The sequence below is a fragment of the Virgibacillus siamensis genome (assembly GCF_900162695.1).
GTDB lineage: Bacteria > Bacillota > Bacilli > Bacillales > Amphibacillaceae > Lentibacillus > Lentibacillus siamensis_A.
In genome coordinates this window covers 1498024-1524762 of record NZ_FUIH01000007.1, presented here as the reverse complement: position 1 = coordinate 1524762, position 26739 = coordinate 1498024, and the positions used below count along the sequence as shown (strand labels likewise).

General features: G+C 39.3%; 27 protein-coding genes and 6 tRNA genes. 29 read left to right on the top strand and 4 right to left on the bottom strand.

All coding sequences use genetic code 11. The features are described 5' to 3' along the window. The first annotated feature begins 365 nt into the window (after positions 1 to 365). The 7 genes from dnaG to B1K71_RS11455 all read left to right on the top strand — a co-directional run bounded on the left by dnaG (position 366) and on the right by B1K71_RS11455 (position 8321). Positions 366 to 2180 (top strand): DNA primase, encoded by a 1815-nt coding sequence (gene dnaG, locus B1K71_RS11485; protein ID WP_077327025.1) that lies wholly within the window; start codon positions 366 to 368, stop codon positions 2178 to 2180. A gap of 31 nt (positions 2181 to 2211) precedes the next feature. Continuing rightward, a complete protein-coding gene (rpoD, locus tag B1K71_RS11480) occupies positions 2212 to 3333 on the top strand; it encodes an RNA polymerase sigma factor RpoD (protein WP_077327023.1) in 1122 nt (373 codons plus the stop codon). A 407-nt stretch (positions 3334 to 3740) separates the two neighbouring features. Then, positions 3741 to 4136 (top strand): cytochrome c550, encoded by a 396-nt coding sequence (gene cccA, locus B1K71_RS11475; protein WP_077327021.1) that lies wholly within the window; start codon positions 3741 to 3743, stop codon positions 4134 to 4136. A 99-nt stretch (positions 4137 to 4235) separates the two neighbouring features. After that, entirely contained in the window at positions 4236 to 4964 is a 729-nt protein-coding gene (locus B1K71_RS11470) for a tRNA (adenine(22)-N(1))-methyltransferase (RefSeq protein WP_077327019.1), read from the top strand. Continuing rightward, positions 4942 to 6051 (top strand): Nif3-like dinuclear metal center hexameric protein, encoded by a 1110-nt coding sequence (locus B1K71_RS11465; RefSeq protein WP_077327017.1) that lies wholly within the window; start codon positions 4942 to 4944, stop codon positions 6049 to 6051. The genes B1K71_RS11470 and B1K71_RS11465 overlap by 23 nt, the downstream gene beginning before the upstream one ends. Before the next feature lie 48 nt (positions 6052 to 6099). Continuing rightward, positions 6100 to 7416, top strand: coding sequence for a DEAD/DEAH box helicase (locus B1K71_RS11460; RefSeq protein WP_077327015.1), 1317 nt, complete (start codon positions 6100 to 6102; stop codon positions 7414 to 7416). 11 nt (positions 7417 to 7427) lie between these two features. Further along, positions 7428 to 8321 (top strand): deoxyribonuclease IV, encoded by an 894-nt coding sequence (locus tag B1K71_RS11455; RefSeq protein ID WP_077327013.1) that lies wholly within the window; start codon positions 7428 to 7430, stop codon positions 8319 to 8321. 89 nt (positions 8322 to 8410) lie between these two features. On the opposite strand, the gene B1K71_RS11450 is transcribed toward B1K71_RS11455, so the two are convergent. Further along, a complete protein-coding gene (locus tag B1K71_RS11450; protein WP_077327011.1) occupies positions 8411 to 8692 on the bottom strand; it encodes a DUF2624 domain-containing protein in 282 nt (93 codons plus the stop codon). A 145-nt stretch (positions 8693 to 8837) separates the two neighbouring features. On the opposite strand from B1K71_RS11450, the gene B1K71_RS11445 reads away from it, so the two are divergent. Beyond that, entirely contained in the window at positions 8838 to 9233 is a 396-nt protein-coding gene (locus B1K71_RS11445; RefSeq protein WP_139343326.1) for a hypothetical protein, read from the top strand. A gap of 20 nt (positions 9234 to 9253) precedes the next feature. Here the strand turns inward: B1K71_RS11445 and B1K71_RS11440 are convergent, their stop codons facing one another. Further along, positions 9254 to 9601 carry a hypothetical protein gene (locus B1K71_RS11440; protein ID WP_077327009.1) on the bottom strand — a complete coding sequence of 116 codons (348 nt, stop codon included), beginning with the start codon at positions 9599 to 9601 and terminating at the stop codon, positions 9254 to 9256. 74 nt (positions 9602 to 9675) lie between these two features. On the opposite strand from B1K71_RS11440, the gene B1K71_RS11435 reads away from it, so the two are divergent. The 16 genes from B1K71_RS11435 (at position 9676) to phoU (ending at position 21932) form a co-directional block, all read left to right on the top strand. After that, positions 9676 to 10329, top strand: a complete 654-nt coding sequence (locus B1K71_RS11435) for an NfeD family protein (protein WP_077327007.1) — start codon at positions 9676 to 9678, stop codon at positions 10327 to 10329. Between the two features lie 187 nt (positions 10330 to 10516). Next, a complete protein-coding gene (locus tag B1K71_RS11430) occupies positions 10517 to 12142 on the top strand; it encodes a Na/Pi cotransporter family protein (RefSeq protein WP_077327005.1) in 1626 nt (541 codons plus the stop codon). Positions 12143 to 12470: 328 nt separating this feature from the next. Next, a tRNA-Asn gene (locus B1K71_RS11425) sits at positions 12471 to 12545 on the top strand. A 3-nt stretch (positions 12546 to 12548) separates the two neighbouring features. Continuing rightward, positions 12549 to 12625: transfer RNA gene (locus B1K71_RS11420), tRNA-Met, on the top strand. A gap of 18 nt (positions 12626 to 12643) precedes the next feature. Then, positions 12644 to 12719 (top strand) — tRNA-His (locus tag B1K71_RS11415). A gap of 14 nt (positions 12720 to 12733) precedes the next feature. Then, a tRNA-Ile gene (locus B1K71_RS11410) sits at positions 12734 to 12810 on the top strand. A gap of 10 nt (positions 12811 to 12820) precedes the next feature. Continuing rightward, a tRNA-Ser gene (locus B1K71_RS11405) sits at positions 12821 to 12913 on the top strand. A 93-nt stretch (positions 12914 to 13006) separates the two neighbouring features. After that, positions 13007 to 13079, top strand: a tRNA-Phe gene (locus B1K71_RS11400). 186 nt (positions 13080 to 13265) lie between these two features. Continuing rightward, positions 13266 to 13877, top strand: coding sequence for a superoxide dismutase SodA (gene sodA, locus B1K71_RS11395; protein WP_077327003.1), 612 nt, complete (start codon positions 13266 to 13268; stop codon positions 13875 to 13877). A 118-nt stretch (positions 13878 to 13995) separates the two neighbouring features. Further along, positions 13996 to 15267, top strand: a complete 1272-nt coding sequence (locus tag B1K71_RS11390) for an MFS transporter (protein WP_077327001.1) — start codon at positions 13996 to 13998, stop codon at positions 15265 to 15267. A 70-nt stretch (positions 15268 to 15337) separates the two neighbouring features. Then, on the top strand, positions 15338 to 17401 hold the full coding sequence (locus tag B1K71_RS11385) for a peptidoglycan D,D-transpeptidase FtsI family protein (RefSeq protein ID WP_077326999.1): 2064 nt from the start codon (positions 15338 to 15340) through the stop codon (positions 17399 to 17401). 159 nt (positions 17402 to 17560) lie between these two features. Continuing rightward, entirely contained in the window at positions 17561 to 18508 is a 948-nt protein-coding gene (locus B1K71_RS11380) for a PstS family phosphate ABC transporter substrate-binding protein (protein ID WP_245799251.1), read from the top strand. Between the two features lie 115 nt (positions 18509 to 18623). Further along, the gene (gene pstC / locus B1K71_RS11375) at positions 18624 to 19550 is read left to right on the top strand and encodes a phosphate ABC transporter permease subunit PstC (RefSeq protein WP_077326997.1); all 927 of its coding nucleotides are present in this window, start codon (positions 18624 to 18626) and stop codon (positions 19548 to 19550) included. Between the two features lies 1 nt (position 19551). Continuing rightward, complete coding sequence (gene pstA / locus B1K71_RS11370) at positions 19552 to 20430, top strand: phosphate ABC transporter permease PstA (protein ID WP_077326995.1); 879 nt, start codon at positions 19552 to 19554, stop codon at positions 20428 to 20430. Between the two features lie 12 nt (positions 20431 to 20442). Continuing rightward, on the top strand, positions 20443 to 21264 hold the full coding sequence (gene pstB, locus B1K71_RS11365) for a phosphate ABC transporter ATP-binding protein PstB (protein WP_077326993.1): 822 nt from the start codon (positions 20443 to 20445) through the stop codon (positions 21262 to 21264). An 11-nt stretch (positions 21265 to 21275) separates the two neighbouring features. Next, positions 21276 to 21932, top strand: a complete 657-nt coding sequence (gene phoU / locus B1K71_RS11360; protein WP_077326991.1) for a phosphate signaling complex protein PhoU — start codon at positions 21276 to 21278, stop codon at positions 21930 to 21932. 38 nt (positions 21933 to 21970) lie between these two features. Here the strand turns inward: phoU and B1K71_RS11355 are convergent, their stop codons facing one another. Both B1K71_RS11355 and B1K71_RS11350 read right to left on the bottom strand, forming a co-directional pair. After that, positions 21971 to 22576 carry a hypothetical protein gene (locus tag B1K71_RS11355; RefSeq protein ID WP_077326989.1) on the bottom strand — a complete coding sequence of 202 codons (606 nt, stop codon included), beginning with the start codon at positions 22574 to 22576 and terminating at the stop codon, positions 21971 to 21973. 27 nt (positions 22577 to 22603) lie between these two features. Beyond that, positions 22604 to 22819: a hypothetical protein gene (locus B1K71_RS11350; protein ID WP_077326987.1), complete on the bottom strand. Its 216-nt coding sequence runs from the start codon at positions 22817 to 22819 to the stop codon at positions 22604 to 22606. A 179-nt stretch (positions 22820 to 22998) separates the two neighbouring features. Here B1K71_RS11350 and rpmG point away from each other — a divergent pair, with 179 nt between their 5' ends. The 5 genes from rpmG to B1K71_RS11325 all read left to right on the top strand — a co-directional run bounded on the left by rpmG (position 22999) and on the right by B1K71_RS11325 (position 26734). Continuing rightward, a complete protein-coding gene (rpmG, locus tag B1K71_RS11345) occupies positions 22999 to 23148 on the top strand; it encodes a 50S ribosomal protein L33 (protein ID WP_026681152.1) in 150 nt (49 codons plus the stop codon). Positions 23149 to 23230: 82 nt separating this feature from the next. Then, on the top strand, positions 23231 to 23797 hold the full coding sequence (locus B1K71_RS11340; RefSeq protein ID WP_342742131.1) for a 5-formyltetrahydrofolate cyclo-ligase: 567 nt from the start codon (positions 23231 to 23233) through the stop codon (positions 23795 to 23797). Positions 23798 to 23809: 12 nt separating this feature from the next. Further along, a complete protein-coding gene (locus tag B1K71_RS11335) occupies positions 23810 to 24823 on the top strand; it encodes a ThiF family adenylyltransferase (RefSeq protein ID WP_077326983.1) in 1014 nt (337 codons plus the stop codon). 64 nt (positions 24824 to 24887) lie between these two features. Continuing rightward, positions 24888 to 25076, top strand: a complete 189-nt coding sequence (locus tag B1K71_RS11330; RefSeq protein WP_077326981.1) for a hypothetical protein — start codon at positions 24888 to 24890, stop codon at positions 25074 to 25076. Between the two features lie 98 nt (positions 25077 to 25174). Then, the gene (locus B1K71_RS11325; RefSeq protein ID WP_077326979.1) at positions 25175 to 26734 is read left to right on the top strand and encodes a rhomboid family protein; all 1560 of its coding nucleotides are present in this window, start codon (positions 25175 to 25177) and stop codon (positions 26732 to 26734) included. Positions 26735 to 26739: the final 5 nt, after the last annotated feature.

Genomic DNA, 26739 nt, shown 5'->3' with positions numbered 1-26739 from the left:
ATTTTTAATGATGTATGTGAAATGGTGGCATACATCATTGTTTTGTATTATAATTATTCTTTGTGTGAAAATATATTGTAGCTATGTAAGGTTGTCAGAAAAATAAAATATTAAAAATAAGGAAGGATTCTTTCCTGTTTGTGTAGAATTAATGTATAATGGGCAAGAATATGCCTTATATAAGGGTTTATGATGCCAAGCATGGTGGTACAATAATAAAGGTGAATAAACAGGTATGAAAGCATCATCCTTCTAAAGTACAAACATCATAGAAGGAAATTTTTTTCGACTTTCAAAAAAATATTGTCGAAAAATGAAGGATATTCTTAAGGGATATCGAATTATATTAAAGCATGGTGGTTTATATGCCTAATCGGGTATCTGAAGAGGTTATCGAGGAAGTCCGAAAATCCAATGATATCGCTGATGTAGTCGGAGAATATGTACAATTAAAAAAACAGGGGCGGAATTATTTTGGGTTATGTCCCTTTCATGGTGAGAAATCCCCTTCCTTCTCCGTTACACAGGAAAAGCAGATTTTTCATTGTTTCGGCTGTGGAAAAGGCGGCAATGTGCTGACATTTATCATGGAGATCGAGGACTTTTCATTTTATGAAGCTTTAAAGTTTCTTGCCGATCGAAGCGGGATAGAACTGCCGGAAAATACCATTCAAAACCAGAACACCATTTCCACGGAAAATCAGAATGTGCTCACAGCATATGAATGGGTAACAAAACTGTATCATCATTTATTGCGCTATACAAAAGATGGTCAAGAGGGCTATCAATATTTTAAAGAGCGTGGAATTAATGATGAAACGATCGGTGCATTTCAATTGGGATTTGCGCCAAACGCCAAAAATTTCACATCGGAGTTTTTGGAAAAGAAGGGTTATCATCAGCAAATATTGGTTAAAGCCGGACTTATTTCATTAAACGAGGATAATAACATCTCAGACAGGTTCAGGGGGAGGGTTACAATCCCAATCCGAAACCATCTTGGCAAAACCATTGGCTTTGGTGCCAGAACGATTACCGGTCAGGAACCAAAATATCTAAACAGTCCGGAAAGTGAGCTGTTCCAAAAGGGTAAAATTCTCTATAATTTTGACCTCGCGAAAAAACATATCCGCAGACAGAACGAGGTTGTTTTGTTCGAAGGGTATATGGATGTGATATCTGCATTTCAGGCAGGGGTAAAAAATTCCGTAGCAACTATGGGAACATCACTAACCGAATTCCAGGCGAAATTGCTCAGAAGATATGTTGATACGGTAATCATCTGTTATGATGCAGACAATGCGGGCGTTGAAGCAACATATAAAGCCGCGGAATTGCTGCGTACCACCGGCTGTCAAGTGAAGATAGCCAATTTGCGGGAGAATATGGACCCTGACAGTTTTATAAGAGAATACGGTGATGAACCTTTTAAAGAAGAGGTCATTAAATCAAGCAAAACGTTTATGAGCTTTTATATGCAATATACGAAGAAGGACTATAACCTTCGTAATGAAGGGGACCGTATACATTATATTGAAGATATTCTTAAACAGCTTGCGATGATTGAGAGTCCTGTTGAACGGGAATATTACTTGAAAGAGTTAAGTAATGAATACAGTATTTCAATGGATACGTTAACGCAGGAACTCCAGGATCATCGACAGAAGATGGGAATTCATAAGGATAAGAGAGAAAAGAACAGATATACTAATAGGGTATCAAACCTTCAATCATCCGCCAGATTGCTGCCCGCCTTTCAAAATGCGGAACGGCAGCTTCTTGCTCACATGCTTCAGAATATATCAATTGCAGATAAAGTGCAGGAGGAATTGGGTGCTTCATTCAATGTGGATACCCATAAGGTTGTCGCCACGCATTTATACGCTTTTTATGAAGAAGGACACGAGGCAGATGTAAGCAGGTTTATTGAAGCATTATCCGACAGCGCACTTAAACAACTGGTTACGGAACTTGCAATGATGCCTGTTTCTGAGGATATCAGTGACCGGGAGATTAATGATTATATCCGGGTGATTCACGCTGAACAATCCAGCATGAAAGATATTCATTCGCTGAAAGAACAGCAAAAACTTGCAGAACAGCAAAATGACCCGATTAAAGCTGCCCAGATTGCAATGCAGATTATTGAATTGCAGAAGCAGTTGAAAAATATAAATTGAATTTTAAAAGCAGTTGAAAGGAGGGGGACTCATGGCCGAAAATAAGCCTTCACAAACAAAAGAAAATGAGCATGAGCTGACACTTGACCAGGCAAAAGACCAACTTTTGGATTTGGGAAAAAAGCGTGGGGTGCTAGCTTATGAAGAAGTGGCTGACCGTTTATCCAGCTTTGAGCTTGAATCAGAGCAGATGGATGAATTTTATGAGTACCTGACAGAGCAGGGTGTGGAAATTATCGGTGATTCAGAAGATGATCCTAAGATGCAGCAGATTGCCAAAGAGGAAGAATTTGATTTAAATGATTTGAGTGTTCCTCTTGGTATTAAGATAAATGATCCTGTCCGTATGTATCTTAAAGAAATCGGCAGGGTGGATTTATTATCTGCCGCAGAAGAAATTGACCTTGCGCATCGAATTGAAAATGGTGAGGAGGAAGCCAAAAGGCGCCTTGCCGAAGCAAACCTTCGTCTGGTTGTAAGTATTGCAAAACGTTATGTTGGACGAGGAATGCTTTTTCTTGATTTAATCCAGGAAGGAAACATGGGTCTGATTAAAGCGGTAGAAAAATTTGACTATCGTAAAGGGTTTAAATTCAGTACGTATGCCACCTGGTGGATTCGGCAGGCAATTACACGTGCTATCGCAGACCAGGCAAGAACAATCCGAATCCCGGTGCATATGGTGGAAACCATAAATAAGCTTATTCGGGTACAGCGTCAGTTACTGCAGGATTTAGGACGTGAACCGACACCTGAGGAAATTGGGAAAGAAATGGAACTGTCACCGGATAAGGTACGGGATATACTAAAAATTGCACAGGAACCTGTATCGCTGGAAACACCAATTGGTGAAGAGGATGATTCACACCTGGGTGATTTCATCGAGGATCAGGAAGCTGTTTCACCATCAGACCATGCTGCTTATGAGTTACTGAAAGAACAGCTTGAAGATGTACTTGATACGCTTACAGACCGGGAAGAAAATGTATTGCGTTTGCGTTTTGGTCTTGATGACGGTCGTACACGCACACTGGAAGAGGTCGGTAAGGTATTTGGTGTCACAAGAGAGCGTATTCGTCAAATTGAAGCGAAAGCGTTGAGGAAATTAAGACATCCGAGTCGCAGCAAACGGCTGAAAGACTTTCTTGAATAAACCGGAAAATTGTGGTTGATTGAAATGGTGAAGTTAAAAGTGCAGAGCACAATCCTCTCCCAATTTCTTTTTTCCGGTTTTGCTGCAATTATAAATAGATTTCCTATATAAATATGATTATCCACAGTACTGCAGCTTGTAGTACTGTTGTTGTCTGTCTTTTTTAGGCAGACAACAATGTTGTTTTTCTAAGGTCCGCTGTGGTTATTTTTATATCATTTGGTAACAATAGTTGTAAAATCACAATCCATTAACTTCGGGATTGTCAATGAAATCATAATGAACTGAAACAGTTTTTATAGCGTTTTAAAAAATTCACATATTATCCCTTTAAACTATGCAGTTTTTAAAGTAGAATATATATAGCTTTAAAAATAGAATAAGGGATTACATAAGGAGGAAATACAATGAAAAACAACCCGGTCATCCCGTATGCTATCATCGCTGTAGTAGGTATATTATTAGTAATTGTTATCTCAGTTGTTGGTATTGACCAGCGCCAGGCGATTGAGGACGAGCATAAAAAAGGCGGGGAGAAACAGGAACAGTCACAGGATTCAAAAGGTGGCGAAACTGCATCAACTGATCCATCCAAGATTTTTGAGAATACTTGTGCCAGTTGCCACGGTGCTGATCTTTCCGGTGGAGTTGGACCGAATCTTCAAAAAGTGGGAAGTACGCATTCAAAAGAAGAAATCAGAGAAATTATCAAAAATGGATTCCCTAAAGCAGGAATGCCTGGTGGTTTATTACAGGGAGCAGAAGCAGACGCAGTTGCTGAATGGCTCTCAAAGAAAAAATAACTTATACGATTTATAGAAATTAACATTATGCTTAAAAAGAGTGAGCTTACTGGCAGCATGCAGCAGGCTTGCTCTTTTATGCTATTGAAGGAGAAAAAGATGACAAATATAATAAAACTTTCCAATCGGTTGAGAACAGCAGCATCATTCCTGGACCAAGGTGCTGTTTTCGCAGATATTGGTTCGGATCATGCGTATTTACCTTGTTATGTATGTCAACATGATGACAATGCCCAGGCAATAGCTGGAGAAATAAGTAAAGGACCGTACACAAGTGCTGTTGAATCTGTCCAAAAGCATAAGCTGACATCGAAAATTGATGTTCGGATAGGTGATGGGTTGGAAGTTCTGAAAAAGGATGAAGTCAACCATATCGTCATTGCGGGTATGGGTGGTACTTTGATAACGTCCATTCTGGAAAACGGCAAACAAAAACTTGATAAAGTGGATAGAATCATTACACAGCCGAATGTTGATGAACGCAGTATCCGCAGATGGTTTCTTGCAAATGGCTACGTCATCACGCATGAGTCCATTTTGGAGGAAAATGGTCATATTTATGAAGTGATTGTTGCCGATAAGCTTACGGAAAAAGACTTGCATGCAACTCCATATACGGAAAAACAATTGCTTTTTGGTCCAATTTTATTACAAAAACAACCATCACTATTCAAGAATAAATGGGAGAAGGAATTGGATAAACGATCGCGGGTCGTGTCACAATTGGAAAAAGCAAAGGTAAAAGATGAATTAAAAGCAGCGGAATACAGGAAGGAAATGAAATGGATTGAGGAGGTTTTGTGTGATGACACAAGTTATCAGGAGTAAAGATTTATTTGCTGCAATGGAATCGTTGGCACCTGCTTATTTGGCCTATAATTGGGATAATGTAGGATTACAGGTTGGTACTTATAATAAAAACGTACAAAAAGTTATGGTTACCTTGGACGTACTGGAATCTGTCGTTGATGAAGCGGTCGAAAAGAATATTGATGTCATTATCGCCCATCATCCACTATTATTTAAATCTGTTCATCAACTGAATACAGATGACACAAAGGGTCGTATTTTGCAAAAACTGATTCAGCATGATATTTCGGTTTTTGCTTCCCATACTAATCTGGATATCGCTGAAGGCGGTGTGAATGATATAATGTGTGATGAACTTGGTATTACAAACCGGAAAATATTATTACCTTCACATACCGAAAAACTGGTTAAGATTGTTGTTTTTGTTCCGGGAACACATGCTGAAGATGTCCGAAATGCGATGAGTGACAGTGGTGCAGGGCATATTGGAAACTACAGCCATTGCACATTTCAAACATCCGGTCAGGGAACATTTATGCCATTGGAAGGCACAAATCCATATCTGGGTACAACCAATGAACTGGAATATGCCGATGAAATGAGGATTGAAACAATTGTACCGCAGCCGAAATTACCTTCTGTCATCAACGCTGTTTTGAAAGCACACCCTTATGAAGAACCGGCCTATGATTTGTATCCGATGGAAAATGAAGGGAGAACCCTTGGAATAGGAAGAATCGGCAGTCTGAAGGAAGAAACCACCTTGAAGTCGTTCAGTGAACATATGAAAAAGGTGCTCAATATTAACAAACTCCGGGTAACTGGAGATTTATCACAAACTGTGAAAACGGTCGCGATTTTAGGTGGAAGTGGTGAAAAATACTGGTCTGATGCGTGGAAACTGGGTGCTGATGTTTATATCACCGGTGATATGACATTCCATGCGGCCCAGGATGCATGGCAAGCAGGAATGTCTGTTATTGATCCTGGACATTATGCGGAGAAAGTTATGAAAAAGCCGATCAAAGATTTTCTGGAAAGCAAATTTCCGGATCTTGAATTTGTTGTTTCGGCTTCCAATACAGATCCATTTCAGTTTATATAAGAAATACCTTATAATGAAAGGACAACAATTGCCAGAAGGAGTACTCATATGCAAAATGAATTTGAAAGGTTTCCTTTTAAACAGGAAATTCAAAAAGCAATCCAAGCACTGCAATTTAATAAACCGACGGAAATACAGGAAAAGATAATACCCGACATCCTGAATGGTACAAGTGTTATCGGACAGTCGCATACGGGGTCAGGAAAAACACATGCGTATTTGCTCCCGCTTTTCAATAAAATTGACGAAAACAGGCAGGAGATTCAGTTGGTAATAACTGCACCAACTAGAGAACTTGCAATGCAGATTCATGAGGAAGTTAAAAAAATTATTCAATTTGCAGGAATGGATAATAAATGGAAAGCAAAATTATTGGTTGGTGGAACGGATAAAAAGAAGATGTCTGAAAAACTGTCACAGCCGCCCCATATTATCGTAGGGACTCCAGGCAGAATATTGGATCTTGTTACAGATGATACTATTTCGATTTATAAAGCTGATTCGTTTGTCATTGATGAGGCTGATCTTATGCTTGATTTAGGTTTCATCAACGATGTCGACCAATTGCTGATACGATCCCGTGAGGATATTCAGCTTCTTGTATTTTCCGCAACAATACCGCAGCGTTTGGAGCATTTTTTCAGAAAATATCTCGAAAATCCGCTGCATGTCAAAATTGATAATCTGCCGTCACCCGAAAAGATGGAACACCGTTTAATTGCCCAAAAACACCGTGATGAAGCTGATATTATAATGGACATATCGAAAGCTATTCATCCCTATCTGGCAATTATTTTTACAAATGGAAAAGATCTGGCTGATAAATTGGCGGCAAATCTTCAGCAAAAGGGTTTGGAGACGGGTATCATCCATGGCGGATTAAAACCGAGGGAACGTAAACGAGTGCTGAAAGATATCCAAAATTTACGATATCAGTATATTGTTGCTACAGATCTGGCATCGAGAGGGATTGATATCAAGGGCGTCAGTCATGTAATCAATGCACAGCTTCCGAAAGAAGAGGAATTTTATATTCATCGTACAGGAAGGACTGCCCGGGCCGGGTTGGAAGGGACCGCCATCAGCTTATACGGTGATGATGATTTAAAACTGATTCAGAAACTGGAACAAAAGGGTCTGGAATTTACGTATTGTGACGTAAAAAATGGATCATGGCGTGATGCAAAATCATGGAATGAACGGGGAAATCGGACAAAATCATCGACTGACCTCGATCAGCAGGCATGGAAACAGGTGAAACGGACCAAAAAAGTAAAACCCGGTTATAAGAAAAAGATGAAAAAACAGCAAGAACAAATAAAAAAACAACTTGCTAAAAAAACGAAACCAAAAAGGAAAAAATAGGAGTGGGGAAGATGTTAAAAATTGGTTCACATGTATCAATGAGCGGGAAAAAAATGTTGCTTGGATCAAGTGAAGAGGCTGTATCTTACGGATCTAATGCATTTATGATTTATACCGGTGCACCACAGAACACACGAAGAAAGCCGATTGAAGATCTGAATATTGAAGCAGGTAAACAGCATATGAAGGAAAATGGAATTGAGGATATTGTCGTCCATGCACCTTATATTATCAATATAGGCAATACCTTTAAAAAGGAAACTTTTGAACTGGGAGTAACGTTCTTGCGTAATGAAATTGACAGAACAGCTGCACTTGGTGCCAAACAAATTGTCCTTCATCCCGGCGCCCATGTTGGCGCGGGAGCAGATAAGGGGATTGAAAAGATTATTGAAGGTTTAAATGAGGTACTGGAAAAGGAAAAAGATGTGCAAATCGCTTTGGAAACGATGGCTGGAAAAGGAACGGAAATCGGCAGGTCGTTTGATGAACTTGCTATGATATTTGATGGCGTCAAACACAATGACAAATTATCGGTTTGTATGGATACTTGTCATATCCATGATGCAGGGTACAATGTAACAGAGGATTTTGACGGTGTACTTAATAAATTTGATAAAATAATCGGTCTAGATCGGTTAAAGGTTGTTCATGTAAACGACAGTAAGAATGTTCAAGGGGCACAGAAGGACAGACACGAAAATATCGGGTTTGGCCATATCGGTTTCGAGGCCCTTCATTATGTAATCCATCACCCGCAATTACAAGAACTGCCGAAAATTTTGGAAACTCCTTATGTCGGCGAAGATAAAAAGAATAAAAAGCCGCCATATAAATTCGAAATTGAAATGATCAAAGAAGGAACGTTCATTCCTGATCTGAAGGATAAAATTGTAAAACAGTAAAGTATCAAGGACTAACGCCATACTTAATTGGTGTTGGTCCTTGATATTATTTATTTGATGGGAATTCCCGGTAATCTTGCGTGATTTTTTTAAAATAAATATTCCAGTCCATTTTCTTTTATGATGTTTTCAAATAACCTCTGGGCTTTATTAGCTGTTTGGCTATCCGTTATTTGTGCCAAATCGTTGTACATTATTTTACGGCCTTTTTTACTGAATGGGTCAACCGTGTTTTGACGTAAATAGGATTCAATTTGCTTTGCCTGGTGTGGATCTATGTTAAATCCATATTGTTGGCTGTAGTGGAGCAGTTCATGTGCGGACAAGTGTTTCATTTTGTTCAAAATAATCGATTTAAAAAAATTTGACATCGAAAGTCTCCTTTATTATTGATTGCTTCAAACAGTATATGCACGGTATGGGTAAGAACGTGTACCAGTAAATAACATCATTATTTTTGACGATGCTCCATAAACTAAGCTTGCACCTCATTAAAAGGAAAGCGAGGTATTGTTTATGGATGAATCCCGCGGAAGGCCGGATTACAATACAACCGACCATAATCACCGTTTTGATACCCAGGATATTGCGGACACCAATATGAACGGGCAAGGAATTAATGCCAGTGAGACACAAAGTAAACGCGATGAAGAATTTGCGGCTGAAATGACAGCTGATGATGTTACGAACGAAGTAGATCATGACGAAGGTGATATCAACAGTGTATATGGCTGGATAGGTGTTGCATTATCAGTCATTTCATTCTTTGTTATGCCGATCATTTTAGGTGCTGCTGGGATCATTTTAGGCTTCATTTCAAGAAGCAAGGATGCGGACACACTTGGTAATATTGCCATTATTGCAGGAGCTGCATCCATTGTGATTACACTCTTTGTTCTTCCATTTGTGTAGAGGAGGGAGGCTGATTATTATTACAAATCAGCCTCTTTTCTATTGTACAGGGGAAAATAATAATAACTGCCTGCTTTAATTTCCAACGGTTTCGTTTCGGGATTAAGCTTTTTAAAATCGTTTAGTATTTGATTTATATTTATTTCCTGTATGGATTCTTCGTTTAAATCTTCAACAATGGATAGAACCGTTTCACCCTTCATGACTCTTACATGCGCCGCCATGGAATTTATAACGTCATCAGAGACAACTTCTGCCTGTTTTAATGTATCAGAATGGATTGGTGTTCCGACAGTTAAATCTTTGTATAAACTTGCGGTAAACAATAATGCCAATGTATATAGACCAATTTTTACAAATGTATTCATCATAACTTTCTCCTTTTTTGAAACATTTTCCGGTACCTTTTCGTAAATATATTGAGAAGAAGGGAGGCGCGTTTATGGATATATTCTCATTGGAATGGATCGGATTTGTCATTACCGGATTCGGAACCCTTTTTTTAATCGGGGAAATTTTGGTGAACATGCGAGGTTTTTTCGGACTGATGGGGATTGCTTTTATCACGATGTATTTTGCAGTTTATCTTGAGACAAGTTCCTTTATCATCATGCTTATTGTGTACTTTATAGGATTATTACTGATTATTATTGATGGAAAACTGGTAAATGACGGTACACTTGCCACACTGGGATTAGCATGTATGCTGATTGCGGTGGCAATAACTGCACCAAATCTGAATGCGGGTCTGTATGCAGTAATTGGTGTTCTGGTTGGCGGCGGTTCTTCCTTATTCTTTTTAAAGGTATTCAAACGAAGAGATATGTGGTCAAAGATAACACTTGTGGATAAGCTGACATCTGAAAAAGGATATAATTCGATGAACTCGGAATATGAAAACCTGCTGGGAGAGGAAGGGGAAGCGTTAAGTAACCTTCGACCGGTTGGTACAATTCAGGTTCATAATAAATATTACAGTGCTATTTCCAATGGACAATGGATTCCGGAAAAAACCAAAATAAAAGTTGTACAGGTCGATGGCACTCGAATTCTTGTTGAAAAAGTGAATACGAAGGTGGAAAAAAATACTCCATGAAACACTGTTCATGGGTATTTTTTTGTGCTGCATGAGAATCCTGGAGCGGTACATAATTTATATACAAATTGCGGAATGTAAAATTAATGTTAAGTTTCAATACTAGTCCTTTACAAATAACCGCTATTTTTTAATAATGGTGGAGGATAGAAAAGATTTTAACTTCTGGGAAGGGACGGATTAACTTTTGGATATCGATGTACAACAGCTGATCTTTGAATTTGTCGGCGGGCTTGGAATTTTCCTGCTCGGGATCAAATTTATGGGGGACGGGCTGCAAAAATCAGCAGGGGATCGTCTCCGGGATATACTTGATAAATTTACTAGCAATCCATTTTTGGGTGTACTTGCAGGTATGGTTGTAACCATACTAATTCAGAGCAGTTCCGGTACAACGGTCTTAACAGTGGGTTTGGTGAACGCCGGTTTTATGACACTCAGACAAGCCATTGGTGTTATTATGGGGGCCAATATTGGTACAACCGTCACAGCATTTATTATCGGTTTTGATTTGGAAGCTTATGCACTGCCAATTGTCGCTGTCGGGGCTTTCCTGATCTTTTTCTTTAAGAGTCAGCGAATTAGTAATATTGGACAGGCAATATTTGGTTTCGGGGCACTTTTCCTTGGATTGAAATTCATGGGGGATGCGATGGCTCCACTGGAAGGTTTGGAAATTTTCCATGATTTAACGGTTAGCATGAGTGATAATCCTATTTTAGGTGTAGTGATTGGTACAATATTTACAGTTGTTGTACAAAGCTCCAGTGCAACCATTGGTATTTTACAGGGGTTGTTTGCTCAAGGAGCAATTGAATTGCAAGCTGCAATACCGGTTTTATTCGGTGATAATATAGGTACAACGGTAACGGCCGTGCTGGCTTCAATTGGTACAAGTATTGCGGCAAAACGTGCAGCGTTTGTCCATGTTATTTTTAACTTGGTCGGAACCACTATATTTCTAATCCTATTGAGTGTATTTACAAACTATGTAGTGTTCCTGCAGTCCAGCCTGAATTTAAATCCGGAAATGACACTTGCGTTTGCACATGGAAGCTTTAATATTGCCAATACAATTATTCAATTTCCATTTATTGCTGTGTTGGCCTGGATTGTAACCAAATTAATTCCTGGCGAAGATACCATTATTGAGTACAAACCGAAGCATTTGGATCCGATTTTTATTCAGCAGTCATCTTCATTGGCATTAGATCAGTCCAAAGCTGAAATTATCCGAATGGGTGAATATGCGTATCAAGGTCTGGAAGAAACCAACCAGTATCTCACAACAAATTCACAAAAGCACTCAGAAATGGCTATGCAGATTGAAGGTGCATTAAATAACCTCGATCAGAAAATAACGGAATATCTGGTTAATATATCCGGAGAATCCATGTCGGAATTGGAAAGTGCCCGACATACGGCATTGATGGATTCTGTACGGGATATTGAGCGAATTGGTGATCATTTTGAAAATATTATCGAGCTGATTGATTATAAAATATCAAATAAAGTAAATTTAACTGAACAGGCGCAAGATGACTTGAACAATATGTTTGATTTGACGATTATGACAGTAAAACAGGCTGTTAAAGCCCTCGATTCAGATGACAGGGAAGAAGCGCTGGCTGTTATCCAGAAAGAGGATCAGATTGATAAAATGGAACGTACGTATCGCAAGAAACATATTATTCGAATGAATGAAGGACTTTGCAATGGTTCTGCAGGGATTGTCTTTGTGGATATTATCAGCAATCTTGAGCGAATCGGCGATCATGCTGTTAACATTGCAGAAGAAGTATTAGGAGAGTAAGCAAAAGGGATTTATAAAACGAACCGCATGGAATCGGAAATTAAAAGTACGATTCCATGCGGTTTTATTTTTGAATTAGCTATTTTCAATTTGTTTATGGCCAACCTGTTATTTTATATTGAAAACAACAGGTAAACATGCTATAGTAAATATTGTTGTTCAATCATCCGTCAACGGCAGACAAAAACATAAAAAGTTATTGACAGATTCTGTCGTACATGGTAAATTATATTTCGTTGCTGATAAAAAAATTGTTATTTTTTGCAACGGAAAAGCTGCTTACATAAGCTAATCGTATTTGTTGGATTGTCGTACCTTATTTTATTATTCCACAGTAGCTCAGCGGTAGAGCAATCGGCTGTTAACCGATCGGTCGCAGGTTCGATTCCTGCCTGTGGAGCCATATGGCGGTGTAGCTCAGCTGGCGAGAGCGTACGGTTCATACCCGTGAGGTCGGGGGTTCGATCCCCTCCGCCGCTACCATTTCAATTACATAAAACGGCGGTCGTGGCGAAGCGGTTAACGCACCGGATTGTGGCTCCGGCATACGTGGGTTCGATCCCCACCGGTCGCCCCATTATAATTTAATACGGACCCTTAGCTCAGCTGGTTAGAGCTATCGGCTCATAACCGATCGGTCGCAGGTTCGAATCCTGCAGGGTCCACCATTTACTCACTGGAGGTATACCCAAGTCTGGCTGAAGGGATCGGTCTTGAAAACCGACAGGCGGGTCAAACCGCGCGGGGGTTCGAATCCCTCTACCTCCTCCATACATATTTTGATTAGTTCAGAGCATAGCCGCATGAAACAGACGACGAGCCAGGCTCAGGAAGCAGTAATTAAACATTTAACTATAATATCACGGCTCTGTAGCTCAGTCGGTAGAGCAAAGGACTGAAAATCCTTGTGTCGGCGGTTCGATTCCGTCCGGAGCCATCCCAAAACAAAAACGGGCATAACGCTTGTTTTTGTTTTTTTGATAAAAGATAGAAGGCAAAGGCAAAGTTTCGCTAAATTATGCATATAATTTGCAAGTCATGGATTGCTCTGATACGCTTTGATTAAAAGGTTGAATTTTCATTCATTCCTTTAAATAACATATTTTTGTGGGAGGAATTAATAATGGCAAAATTTGAATTACCAGAACTACCTTATGCATACGATGCTTTAGAACCAACAATCGATAAAGAAACAATGAACATCCACCACACTAAGCATCATAACACTTATGTTACAAAATTGAATGCCGCTGTAGAAGGAAAAGCGGATCTTGAAAGTAAATCAGTTGATGATCTTGTAAGCAATATTGATTCTGTACCGGAAAATATTCGTACTGCTGTTCGTAACAATGGCGGCGGACATGCCAACCATAGCTTATTCTGGAAAGTAATGTCTCCAAATGGCGGCGGCGAACCAACAGGTGAACTTGCTGATAAAATTAATGGCAAATTCGGCAGCTTTGACAAATTTAAAGAAGAATTTGAAACAGCTGCAAAAGGCCGTTTCGGATCCGGCTGGGCTTGGCTTGTAGTGAACAATGGTGAACTGGAAGTAACAAGCACACCAAACCAGGATTCCCCATTGATGGAAGGTAAAACACCGCTTCTTGGACTGGACGTTTGGGAGCACGCTTATTACCTTAAATATCAAAACAAACGCCCTGATTATGTTTCCGCATTCTGGAATGTAGTAAACTGGGATGAAGTTGCAAAAAATTACGATGCGGCAAAATAAATAAATATTAGCAATGAAAGGCGCGGGTATATAGTATCCGTGCCTTTTTTGAATATAATATCCCTGCATATCTGTTTGCTTTTTGCTCAAACTAATAGCAGTTAAAGGAGCAATGGATATGCACAAAAGTATTCAGAATATAGCTGGCAAAGTGGATATAAACAGGGATTTAATATTCCTGCTGGTAATTGGCGGACTATACTCACTCGGAATATTTCTGTCTAACACATTTGTTAATATTTATTTGTGGAAACAATCCGGTGATTACGTCACGATTGCAATGTACAATCTGGGGATTTATTTATTGCAGCCGATAACATTCATCATTGCCGGTAAGGTTGCGAAAAAGGTCGATAGGGTGATTGTACTTAGGGTAGGGGTAACGGTTTTATCCCTATTTTTTTTGAGCGTCCTCATTATTGCGGAGGATGCGTCTACGTATAATTTTCTTCTAGGAAGCCTTTTAGGGATCGGCTATGGATTTTATTGGCTTGCATTTAACGTATTGACATTTGAAATAACTGAACCGGAATCAAGGGATTTTTTCAATGGTTTCTTGGGTATTCTCCAGTCGTTTGGAGGAATGATTGGTCCGCTGCTGGCAGGTACCATTATTTTGAAAATGCCTGCCAATATTGGTTATACAACAATATTTACAATCTCTTTCGGTTTGTTTATCAGTGCAGTTGTCTGCAGTTTTTTCCTGAAACGCAGACAGGCAGAAGGGTCATTTTATTTTAAACGGGTGCTGGTTGAGAAAAGACATAATAAAAATTGGAGTAAAATTTTGAATGCCCATATCTTTCAAGGGCTCCGCGAAGGGATTTTCCTGTTTGTGATTGCGATTTGGGTGTATTTGATCACGAAAAGTGAATTTGCTCTTGGGATGTTTAATTTATTCTTATCCGGGTTGTCACTCGTTTTTTATTTTATTGTCACCAAATGGATTAAGCCATCAATGAGAAAAAAAGCTATTTTGGCCGGTGCTATATTGTTGTATGTCTCCATATACATTATTCTATTTGACATTAATTACTTTAAGCTGATTATATATGCAGTATTGATCGGGATTGCCTATCCGATAATTAATGTCCCGTATGTCTCCTTGACATATGATGTTATTGGAAAAGCATGGAAGGCGAAAGATTTCCGGATAGAATATATTGTCGTCAGGGAATTGTTTGTAAATATCGGGAGAGTAGTGGCAATATTATCTTTCCTTATTGCTATTTCTCTCGTTCCTGCTGAAAAAATTATTCCATGGCTGCTTGTTGTATTTGGGGCAGGTCATTTGTTTATTTACCTATTTGTGAAAGATATATTTCTCGGAAGTCCGCATAAGAAAGAAGTCATGATTAAAGAGCAATTAACCGATGAAAAAGATCGATAATCCTCTTAGAATTTCCAGTGATTAATGCTATAATAGGTTTACTTGGAAGTTCTTATTTAGGGGGAGATCAATGGTTCAAAAGAAGACGAGAAAGAAGAAAGCACAGCTTCCCTTTCGCTTAAATATATTGTTTTTCATCGTCTTTTTACTGTTCTCTGTTTTGGTTTTACAGCTCGGGGTTGTTCAAATCCTGAATGGGGAAGAGTTTCAGGAAGAGATTGACAAAACTGTGAAGGAGTATACACAAATTCCGGTTCCGAGAGGTCGAATGTTTGACCGGAATCATAATTTAATTGTTGGAAATAAACCATTATATTCGATTACGTATACACCGGCAAAAGGGATACAGGCAGAGGACAGGCTGAAGGTAGCTGAGAAACTGTCACAATTTATTTCCATGCCGGAAGAAGACGGGGATTATGGTGTAACGGAACGAAATAAAAAGGAATATTGGTACCTGAAACATATGGAAGAAGCCAAAAGCCGTATCACGGAAAAAGAAATTGAAAAAATGGATAATGGAGAAGAGTACGATACCATTTTAAAACGAATTAAAAAAAATGAGATTGATGATTTTACCGATAAACAGCTTGAAGTAATGGCTATTAAAAAAGAAATGGACCAGGCTATGACCTTAACACCGCATGTTATTAAAAACGAAGGTGTAACACCTGAAGAATTTGCTAAAGTGTCCGAGCATTTGGATATGCTGGATGGAATAAACGCTACTACTGACTGGGAGCGGATTAAGCCGTACGGTGAAACATTCAGTAACTTTATTGGATCAATTACTTCCCAATCCCAGGGTATTCTCGCTGAGAAGGAATCGTACTATTTATCAAGAGGATATAAACGGAATGATCGTGTTGGAAAAAGCGGCCTGGAAGAACAGTATGAAGAACTGCTGAGAGGCCGTAAAGAAAAAATTGAATATACGACGAATAATGACGGAAAGGTGATTGATTCTGAAGTAGTCGTGGAAGGTCAGCGCGGGAAAGATCTCGTTCTTACGGTCAATATGAAACTGCAAAAGAAAGTAAATAAAATTTTGCGTAAAGAACTGAAAACGGCTATCCAAAAATATCCGTATAAAAATCGTTACATGAACGATGCATTTGCGGTAGTTATGAATCCCCAAACAGGGGAACTGCTGGCAATCGCCGGACAGCATTATAACCGCGAGGAACATGAATTTGAAAATGCAGGGCTTAAAGCGCTGTATGCAGCACATGAGCCGGGGTCCGCAGTTAAGGGTGCTACCATGCTTTCCGGTTATGCTTCAGGCGTTATTGATATTGGCCAGTCGTTTTATGATGCACCAATTCAAATTGCTGGAACACCAGAGAAAAGCTCATATATGAATCTTGGCTGGATTAATGATGTGAACGCACTGAAACGGTCGTCCAACGTGTATATGTTCTATATTGCAATGCGGATGGGCGGGGATTTTAATTACCAGCCGAATGAAAAATTGAATTTTGATCCATCTGCCTTCCAGGAAATTCGGAACTATTTCAGTCAGTTCGGTCTTGGTGTTTCAACCGGCGTTGATTTTCCATATGAATCGGTTGGCTATGAAGGTCCGGATCCGAAAGCAGGTAACCTGCTGGACTTTGCAATTGGTCAGTATGATACATATACAACACTGCAACTTGCCCAATATGTGTCAACTATTGCAAATGATGGATATCGCGTACAGCCGCATTTCCTGAAATCAATAAGAACCCCGGTTCCTCATGAGGAAGATTTAGGACCGGTATATAAGAGTGTTAATACCGAAGTGTTGAATAAAATTACGATGGAAGATAAGTATCTGGATCGTGTACAGGAAGGCTTCCGGAGGGTTTATCAGGAAGTTGGCGGAACTGCAGCATCCTATTTCGCGGGGAAACCGTATACCGCTGCCGGAAAAACGGGTACAGCGGAGAGTGATATATATGAGGATGGCAAAAAGGTTATGGATGCAGAGAATCATTCACTTGTCGGCTATGCTCCATATAACCATCCGGAAGTAGCGTTTGCCGTTATGGTTCCAAAGGGTGGCGTAGTGGCAGCCCAACATCCGGTAAGTAAATTGGTTGGCGAGGGTATTTTGGATGCATATTTTGAATTAAAAAAAGATAACGGGAAATAAGTTTCCATTTCGTCAAGTCTGAACCTGCAGCATGGGTTCAGGCTTTTTTTACGTATTTTTTACAAGCAGTTAACAGGTAATTAACACTGGTCCTTTATGATGGAGTTGCAGGAAAGGAAGTATGCTTTCCTGACAACAACCATAACAGGGGGCTTTAAATTGAGAAGAAGGACTATTTTCGTATCGCTGTTCATTTCTCTGACAGTAGTGCTATTGGCAGCATGTGGGAATGCGGAAGGAAGTAAAGGAACAGGTAACGGTAATGAAACAGAAATTATGGTTGATGGATCCTCTACTGTCTTCCCGATTTTGGAGGGGATTGCCGAAGAATATCAGACAAAGAATCCCGATGCGAAAGTGAATATAGGTGTTTCCGGTACTGGTGGCGGATTGGAAAAGTTTATCGCCGGAGAAACTCATATTTCAAATGCTTCCCGTCCGATTGATAAAGAAGAAAAGAAATTACTGAAAGAAAAAGGAATTGAATATACGGAATTTGAAGTCGCACTTGATGGACTGTCAATCGTTGTCAATAAAAAGAATGATTGGGTTGATAAACTGACAGTTGGGCAGTTGAAGGAAATGTGGAGTGAAAAAGGGGAAGTTCAATCATGGTCGGACATTAAAAAAGGGTGGCCGGATGAAGAAATAAAATTTTTCAGTCCCGGTGCAGATTCCGGAACTTACGACTATTTCAGTGAAGTCGTTTTGGGAGAAGGACAAATCCGGAAAGATGCTGCACTTTCGGAAGATGACAATGTTTTGGTACAAGGTGTAACAGGATCTAAAAACGGTATTGGCTATTTTGGCTATGCGTATTATGCCGAAAATAAAGACCAATTAAAAGCAGTACCAATTGTAAACAGTAAGGGAAGCCCGGTATTGCCAAGTCATGAATCAATTAAATCCGGTACGTACAATCCTTTTTCAAGACCATTGTACATCTATGTAAAAAACGAAGCACTGAAAAATGAATCTGTATATGATTTTGTGAAGTACACCCTTGAACATGCCGGTAAAATGGCAGAAGCTGTTGGATATGTTGCTAAACCTGAAAAAGCTTATAAAAAGGACATAAAGAAAATCGAAAACATAGCCGGTAAATAAGCTCGTATGAAGTATTCCGGAAACAGGATTATGAGAGAGGTGAATGGCTGCTGTTCACCTCGCTTTCCTATTGTCATTCAACCCAATCATAAGATTTTGCAGAGGAGTATTACGTATGGCTATTGACGTTAAAAAAATGATTAACGAAAAAAACTCAAATCGTTTTATGCTCAGATTCAATGAAAAAGCAGTTCCGGTATTTTTAATGATGTGTGCTGTTATTTCGGTACTGACAACCATTGGAATTGTTGTCACATTATTAGTGGAAACCGTTACTTTTTTCGATCGGGTATCTTTCCTTGATTTTATAACCGAAACCGAATGGTGGCCATTTGGCACGGAACCGGTTTTTGGAATTCTTCCCCTTATTTCTGGAACATTGTTAATTACTGGCATAGCAATGGCAGTGTCTATCCCAACAGGAATTGCTTCGGCAATTTATTTAAGTGAATATGCTAGTGACCGAGTACGTAGAATCGTGAAGCCAATCATGGAGGTATTAGCTGGTATTCCTACTATTGTATATGGTTTCTTTGCCTTGACCTTTGTTACTCCTGTTTTACAGCAGCTCATTCCAAGTCTGCCAATTTTCAATGCACTTAGTCCTGGAATCGTGGTAGGAATCATGATTATCCCAATGATTGCATCTCTGTCGGAAGATGCGATGGGGTCAGTTCCGAATGCAATGAGGGAGGGTGCACTGGCGATGGGGGCAACAAGACTGGAAGTTGCGCTGAAAATAGTCGTTCCGGCTGCACTGTCGGGAATTATTTCTTCATTTGTGCTGGGGATATCACGGGCAATCGGGGAGACGATGATTGTTGCTGTAGCTGCAGGGTCAACTCCAAAATTAACGCTGGATGTGATGGAATCGATTCAAACAATGACGGGATATATTGTGCAGGTAAGCTTGGGTGATGCTTCATACGGGTCAACCACATATTACAGCATCTACGCTGTTGGAATGACTTTGTTTGTTTTCACCTTATTGATGAATCTGCTGTCACAATTTATTACCCGTCGTTTCAGGGAGGAGTATTAGAATGAATCTGGTTGATAAAAAGTCTATCCATAACGGAATTCCAAGGAGGCTGGCAGCCAATCAAATCTTAAAGGGTTTATTTTTTCTGGCGGCTGTTTTTGGAATAACTGTGTTGGCGGTACTGTTATATCGTATTTTAACGCAGGGGATCGGGTACCTTGACTGGTCATATATAACCAGTTTTGCATCCAGATTTCCTGAAGAAGCAGGTATCAAGGCTGCGATTGCCGGATCACTCTGGTTAATGGCCGTTACAGCACCTGTATCATTGGTACTTGGGGTTGGAACTGCCATATATTTGGAGGAGTATGCAAAGAAAAATAAATTCACCGGATTTATTCAAGTGAATATCTCCAATCTCGCAGGAGTACCATCCATTGTTTTTGGTCTGCTTGGTTTAACTGTATTTGTAAGGCTATTGGAAATGGGCAGAAGTGTTTTGGCCGGCGGTCTAACGATGAGTCTTTTGATTCTTCCAATTATCGTAGTGGCTGCCCAGGAAGCTATTCGTGCCATACCTCCTGAACAGAAGGAGGCATCCTATGCAATGGGTGCTACAAAATGGCAAACCATTCGGCGTATTGTACTTCCAGCGGCAATTCCAGGGATACTTACAGGGGGAATATTGGCACTGTCCCGTGCAATTGGTGAAACAGCACCTTTGTTAATGATTGGTGCATTATCATTTATTGCTTATTTGCCTGAAAATATCTGGTCCGGATTTACTGTTCTTCCTATTCAAATCTTTAACTGGACGGGAAGGCCGCAAGAGGAATTTCATCTGGTAGCCTCTGCCGGAATTATTGTGCTCTTGTTCATGCTCCTGGTTATGAATTCCATCGCAGTATTTATAAGGAATAAATTTTCCAAACGATTTTAAGGGGGATTATGTATGCAGACAGCAGCAATCGAAAAGAAACAAACTGGAATAAGAGAATCAATTAAAGTCGTAGAACAGGCAGAATCCATTTATACAATTTCGGATTTTAACCTTTGGTACGGTGAAAAGCAAGCCTTGTTTAATATAGATCTGGATATCCCGGCTACTAAAATCACGGCAATAATAGGGCCTTCAGGATGTGGTAAGTCCACATTCATTAAAGCCCTCAATCGAATGGTAGAATTGGTGCCATCTGTGAAAATGGGTGGGCGTATTATATATAAAGATAAAGATATTTTCGCTCGAAAGTACAATGTGGAGAATTTACGTACTAATGTCGGTATGGTTTTCCAGAAACCTAATCCATTCCCAAAATCAATCTATGAAAATGTCGTATTTGGTTTGAAAATTCATGGAATCAAAAAGAAAAAAATACTTGATGAAATCGTTGAAAAAAGTCTTAAAGGTGCTGCACTTTGGGATGAAGTGAAAGACCGGCTGCATGAGAATGCTTTTGGTTTATCCGGTGGACAGCAGCAACGGTTATGTATTGCCAGATGTCTGGCAATTGAACCGGATGTCATTTTGATGGATGAACCCACATCCGCTCTTGATCCGGTTTCAACATCAAAGGTGGAAGAACTTGTCCAAACACTGAAGCAAGAATACAGTATTGTAATTGTTACGCATAATATGCAGCAGGCAGCAAGGATTTCTGATAAGACAGCGTTTTTTCTGAACGGTGAAGTAATTGAATATAACGATACAGATAAGCTTTTTTCAAACCCAGCAGATCAGCGAACAGAAGATTATATTACTGGACGTTTTGGATAAGGGGGATGTAAATGATTGCAAGGGGACAGTTTGAAACTGAATTAAATCGTATAAAAGATGAGATTTCAGAAATGGCGGGAAAAGTGGAAATTGCTTTTCTCGAAGCAGTTGATGCATTGTACAATCAGGATTTGAAATTAGCAAACAAGGTTTTGGAAGGTGATCGCTGGATTGATAAACAGGAAATTGATATCAATAACAATACAATCCTGACTATCACAAAACAGCAGCCTGTCGCCACGGATCTGCGTCAATTAATAATCTCCCTTAGAATAACAACGGATTTGGAGCGTATGGCTGATCACGCGAAAAATATTGCTGAGTCCGCTATTCAACTGGGGGAAAGTTATCAGTTTTCAATTCACCCTGCATTCAAGGAAATGCGGGATTTGGCAATTGAAATGATCCATACAGCAATGAATGCATTTCAGCAGGAAGATGTGTCAATTGCCGGCAAATTATCCGGTATGGATGATCGACTGGATAATCAGTATGAAAACGTTATACGGGAGCTGTTGGCTATCACCGCTGAAGATGAAGGGAAAACACTGTCTATTTTGCAACAGGCATTTGTTGCCCGGTATATCGAACGAATCGGTGATCATATTACAAATTTAGGGGAAAGTATTCTTTTTCTGGTAAAAGGGGAATCATATAAATTAAACTGAAAAGAAGAGCGGAAGCACTATTTGCTTCCGCTCTTCTTTTAGTTTGTCAATTCTTCTGCTATTTCATAGTTGCTCATGTCACTGGTGAATTTAAATGTTCCAAGTTGTACTTTTGATATATAATCATAGTTTTCCATGTATTGTACGAATTTGTCTGCATCTTTAATAATATTGTGTTTGGCAAGTTTATCACTAATGACGGATGGCGGCATCCCGGATTTTACCTTTAACGTGTACGCAGCGGGTTTTTCTTTATCGGAATCGTTCTTTTTATCCTTTGAATCGTTATCATTGGATGATTTGTTCTTATCGTTTTTGGAATTTTCCTTGTCACTGGTATTGTCATTATCCTTATTTTTCTGTTCGTTTTGTTCATTTTCTTTGGAAGACTTCTCGCTGCTTTTTTTCGTATCTTCATTACTTTTCTCTTCTTCGCTTCTACTGTTGTCCGATTTTACGGAAAATGAAATATACTCGGATTCGTCGAGGACGTGGTAGCCTTCTTCTTCGATGCTAGCAATCATTTCGTCCGTTGATAATTTTTGTGAGGCTTGTCTTGTATCTTCGGAAAAATAAAAGGTTGCAAGTATAACAATTCCTGCCACCAGCAGACCCAAAGCAAATGAACGGATTGTTTGTTTCATCGTATGCCCTAACCTCCAGCTATTTTTTTATCTCTTATGTACACTGTTGTTCGAAAAGTCATCCGCCAGCAATTCCTCTTCCAGAACTTTTACCTTCTTTTTCAATTGTTGTGTGTCCTGCATGGTGGTGATGGAAAGTTGTTCCATCTGGCTTTCCATTTCTTCAAATCTGTCACCTACAAATAGTGATATGATAAGCAGTACAACAGCAATTGTAATGATGGCAGCTATTGCATAAATCATTGTATTCCCCTCCAATTCTTTCTCTTTAATAGTTATAACATACAATTTAAAAAAGGGAAATCATCAAAATTTAACATTCATGTTCTTGAATAAATGATGAACTTCTGCTATTATAATTAAGTCTGAAAAGAATTGCAGTTATTGAAATGCAGGACTTTATAGTTTGGAGGGAAATTATTATGCGCGTAAACATCACATTAGCATGTACTGAAACAGGCGATCGCAATTACATCACTACTAAAAATAAGCGTACAAATCCTGAACGCATTGAGCTTATGAAATATTGTCCACGTCTTAAAAAACACACATTGCACCGTGAAACCAAATAATGGTTATATGAATGGAACTCCTGCCCTGAAAAGTGGCGGGAGTTTTGTTTTTACCTGACTTGTGCTATTAATGAGGGGAGAGGTGAGTATATTGGATAAAACGGAAATGCGAAAAAATGCAATTATGCGTCTGAAAAATACGAGTGAGTCAGAAAGAAAGATAATTGAGGAGAAACTACTTTACCATTTATTGCAATTTAAAGGCTGGAAACAGGCAAAAACAATAGGTATCACGATTTCGAATGGATTTGAATGGGCAACAAGGCCAATAATTGAAACAGCGTGGAATGAACAAAAAGACGTTTGTGTTCCGAAATGCCTGCCGAAATCGCGGAAACTTGATTTTTATCAATTACATACATATAACCAGTTGGAAGTTGTTTACTATAATTTGCTGGAACCAAACCCTGAAGAAAGTGAAAAAGTGAAGAAAGAGGATATTGATTTACTGGTTGTCCCGGGCCTTTTGTTTGATCAAAATGGGTATCGTATCGGATTCGGAGGAGGATACTACGATCGGTTCCTTGCCGATTATCCGAATCGGACAGTCTCCCTTGCCTCGAATTTTCAAGTGGTTCAGGAAGTACCCGCAGAATCATTTGATATCCCGGTTGAAACCATTATTACCGATAAAGGAAAGATCGGTTAAGGGGGACTGGAAATGGATGCGATGCGCTATTCCAGACAGATGTTGTTTGCTCCGATTAACGAACAGGGTCAGCAAAAATTGACAGACAGTTCAGTGCTTGTTGTTGGTGCGGGTGCTTTGGGCACTGTTATTTGCAATCATCTTGTCAGGGCAGGAATAGGAAAAATTCGACTGATTGATCGTGATTATGTTGAACTCAGCAACTTGCAGCGCCAAATGCTGTTTGATGAAGATGATGTAAGAAAGGCATTGCCGAAAGCAATTGCCGCAACACAAAAATTGAAGAAAATGAATTCCGAGGTTGAAATGGAAGCTATTGTAGGCAATGTGACGAATGAAAACGTAGAGGAGCTCATGAAGGACATTGACATTGTTATGGATGGGACCGATAATTTTGCAACAAGATTTTTGCTGAATGATGCATGTTTCAAATTAAAGGTTCCATTTTCGTACGGTGGTGTTGTCAGTTCAAGAGGAATGACAGCATTTTTTATACCTGGTAAAACACTGTGTCTTCGCTGTATGGTGCAGGAAAGTGCGGGAAATGGACAAACATGCGATACAGTTGGAGTAATTGGCCCTGTAGTTGATATAATTTCATCACTGCAGGTGACGGAAGCAATGAAATATATGACAGGTAATGAGGAGCACTTACGGAATTCATTAAAGACAATGGATATTTGGTTCAACCAAACGTATGATATTAAATTTACCGATCCGAATCCAGCTTGTCCGACTTGTGTGAAAAAGGATTTTCCTGCATTGACAAAATCGGCAAAGAACATGGAAACAACGTTATGCGGCAGGAATACAGTACAGATTCATCAAAATAAGGAGATGGATTTGGAATTATGGGAACAACGTTTATCCGGTGTTTCAGAGGCAAAAAGGACTCCATTTTTATTGAAGGCAGATTTCCGAAACGGTTTGAAACTCGTCATATTTCCTGATGGACGAGTTCTTGTTCAGGGAACTGAAGACAGTGTGAAGGCAAGAACCATATATGATCGGTACATCGGATCATGATGTATAAAAACCGTATAGTGGAAAATAACTAAAAACACCAACAAATAAAGAAAAGGGTGTTTAAATGAGGGTATTTATAATATTCGCCTTCGCAATAACAGCAATTACCGTGCTTGTTAAGTGGCGTTACAGAATTATAAACACATTGCTGGCAATTAGTTTTTTAAGGAAATTGGCAATTATGATCACGATGAATATGCCGGAATTCCGAAATAAAGTGGTACCGAATCTGTTAGGTCGTTCGTCCGAATAGTATCATCATTCTGAAGCTGCATTTTAGCAGCTTCTTTATTTGTTTCTAAAGAAAAAAACCTTTACTTTTGGTATGATAAGGGGAAGGGAGGAAATGGAATGTACCTTTACGAACAATATACGATGTATAAATTGGCATTTTCCCTTGTGAAAAATGACAATTTTGAAATTATACATATTAACGAAGGCGATGAAGAAATCTGGCTTGAAAAATATGAAAAGAAGAAATCAGATGTAGTACGCCTTATTCATCGCAATTTTCAGTGGAAAAATCACTTAAAACGTGACATAGCCGCAGTGTTTCAAAAAACAAAGGCAATGAAACGATTTTTACGTGGAAAACAAATAATTATACATAATGTTTATATAGCTTCGGATTCGCCGGTGGATGACTGGGAAATATTAAAAAAACCGATGCAACTAAATGAAAAAAATCCTTTACATATGAATGTATACTATTTAACTGATGAAGTAAGCGGCGTGGAAAAGAAGCGGTTCAGGGAAGCAATTGACAGTTCAGGTCCTATTGCTGACAACGAAGATTTGGATATTGAAGAACAGGTCAATTATTATAAATCATTCATGCATGATCGCTATCATCAACGAAAAAACGAGGAAAAAGAGGTCTTCTCACGAGGGAAACCATTTTTTACATATTTTTTGATTGTAATCAATACACTGATTTTTATAATGCTGGAATTAAAAGGCGGCAGTACAAATACGGGAACACTAATTGAATTTGGAGCCAAATACAATCCGGCAGTCATTGAAGGAAATGAATGGTGGCGCATCCTGACATCAATGTTCCTGCATATTGGCCCGGTTCATCTGTTTATGAACATGCTGGCAGTTTATTTTCTCGGTGTTGCTGTTGAACGTATTTACGGTTCGTGGCGTTTTATACTAATCTACTTCTTGTCCGGAGTCGGCGGCGGATTGACAAGTTTTGCCTTTACCACGAATGTATCTGCGGGAGCATCCGGTGCATTGTTCGGGCTGTTTGGTGCACTATTGTTCTTTGGCCTTATTCATAAACGTATTTTTAATCAGACAATGGGAAAAAATTTATTGATTATCATCGGCATCAATATTGTCTTTGGCTTTACCGTGCAGTCAGTGGATATGGGAGCTCATTTGGGAGGTTTACTTACAGGGTTTGTTGCTTCAGCTGCAATTCACCTTCCAGGCAAAAGAAAATTACGGGTACAGTTTTCTGCCGGTATCTTTTATGCGGTGATTCTTTTATTTTTAATCGTTTTTGGGATTCGGCACAATCTGAATGACCCGCTTTATCAGCTTATGGATGCTGAATATCTTTCAGGGAATCAACAATATGAGGAAGCAGTTGAGGCTGCGACAAACGGACTTGAATTTGAAAGTGATATCAAGGATCAATTGTTGTTTCAGCGTTCCTATGCATATATTAAATTGAATAAAATAACCCGTGCAAAGAAAGATTTACAGAAGGCAATCCGTATAAACGACGAATTTATCAGTGCACATTATAATTTGGCGATTATTTATTACAACCATAACAACGTATCAAAAGCAAAAAAACACATTACGAAAGCATATGAACTGAAACAGGATAACCGGGATGCAGTTAAGCTTAACGTGAAGGAATTGTACGAGGAGATCACCGGAAAACAGGCGGACTAATAAGA

Bases quoted from the DNA above. Each gene is read 5' to 3' on its own strand.
- dnaG (WP_077327025.1), top strand. From the start codon at position 366: ATGCCTAATCGGGTATCTGAAGAGGTTATCGAGGAAGTCCGAAAATCC.
- rpoD (WP_077327023.1), top strand. From the start codon at position 2,212: ATGGCCGAAAATAAGCCTTCACAAACAAAAGAAAATGAGCATGAGCTG.
- cccA (WP_077327021.1), top strand. From the start codon at position 3,741: ATGAAAAACAACCCGGTCATCCCGTATGCTATCATCGCTGTAGTAGGT.
- B1K71_RS11470 (WP_077327019.1), top strand. From the start codon at position 4,236: ATGACAAATATAATAAAACTTTCCAATCGGTTGAGAACAGCAGCATCA.
- B1K71_RS11465 (WP_077327017.1), top strand. From the start codon at position 4,942: ATGACACAAGTTATCAGGAGTAAAGATTTATTTGCTGCAATGGAATCG.
- B1K71_RS11460 (WP_077327015.1), top strand. From the start codon at position 6,100: ATGCAAAATGAATTTGAAAGGTTTCCTTTTAAACAGGAAATTCAAAAA.
- B1K71_RS11455 (WP_077327013.1), top strand. From the start codon at position 7,428: ATGTTAAAAATTGGTTCACATGTATCAATGAGCGGGAAAAAAATGTTG.
- B1K71_RS11450 (WP_077327011.1), bottom strand. From the start codon at position 8,692: ATGTCAAATTTTTTTAAATCGATTATTTTGAACAAAATGAAACACTTG.
- B1K71_RS11445 (WP_139343326.1), top strand. From the start codon at position 8,838: ATGGATGAATCCCGCGGAAGGCCGGATTACAATACAACCGACCATAAT.
- B1K71_RS11440 (WP_077327009.1), bottom strand. From the start codon at position 9,601: ATGAATACATTTGTAAAAATTGGTCTATATACATTGGCATTATTGTTT.
- B1K71_RS11435 (WP_077327007.1), top strand. From the start codon at position 9,676: ATGGATATATTCTCATTGGAATGGATCGGATTTGTCATTACCGGATTC.
- sodA (WP_077327003.1), top strand. From the start codon at position 13,266: ATGGCAAAATTTGAATTACCAGAACTACCTTATGCATACGATGCTTTA.
- B1K71_RS11390 (WP_077327001.1), top strand. From the start codon at position 13,996: ATGCACAAAAGTATTCAGAATATAGCTGGCAAAGTGGATATAAACAGG.
- B1K71_RS11385 (WP_077326999.1), top strand. From the start codon at position 15,338: ATGGTTCAAAAGAAGACGAGAAAGAAGAAAGCACAGCTTCCCTTTCGC.
- pstC (WP_077326997.1), top strand. From the start codon at position 18,624: ATGGCTATTGACGTTAAAAAAATGATTAACGAAAAAAACTCAAATCGT.
- pstA (WP_077326995.1), top strand. From the start codon at position 19,552: ATGAATCTGGTTGATAAAAAGTCTATCCATAACGGAATTCCAAGGAGG.
- pstB (WP_077326993.1), top strand. From the start codon at position 20,443: ATGCAGACAGCAGCAATCGAAAAGAAACAAACTGGAATAAGAGAATCA.
- phoU (WP_077326991.1), top strand. From the start codon at position 21,276: ATGATTGCAAGGGGACAGTTTGAAACTGAATTAAATCGTATAAAAGAT.
- B1K71_RS11355 (WP_077326989.1), bottom strand. From the start codon at position 22,576: ATGAAACAAACAATCCGTTCATTTGCTTTGGGTCTGCTGGTGGCAGGA.
- B1K71_RS11350 (WP_077326987.1), bottom strand. From the start codon at position 22,819: ATGATTTATGCAATAGCTGCCATCATTACAATTGCTGTTGTACTGCTT.
- rpmG (WP_026681152.1), top strand. From the start codon at position 22,999: ATGCGCGTAAACATCACATTAGCATGTACTGAAACAGGCGATCGCAAT.
- B1K71_RS11335 (WP_077326983.1), top strand. From the start codon at position 23,810: ATGGATGCGATGCGCTATTCCAGACAGATGTTGTTTGCTCCGATTAAC.
- B1K71_RS11330 (WP_077326981.1), top strand. From the start codon at position 24,888: ATGAGGGTATTTATAATATTCGCCTTCGCAATAACAGCAATTACCGTG.
- B1K71_RS11325 (WP_077326979.1), top strand. From the start codon at position 25,175: ATGTACCTTTACGAACAATATACGATGTATAAATTGGCATTTTCCCTT.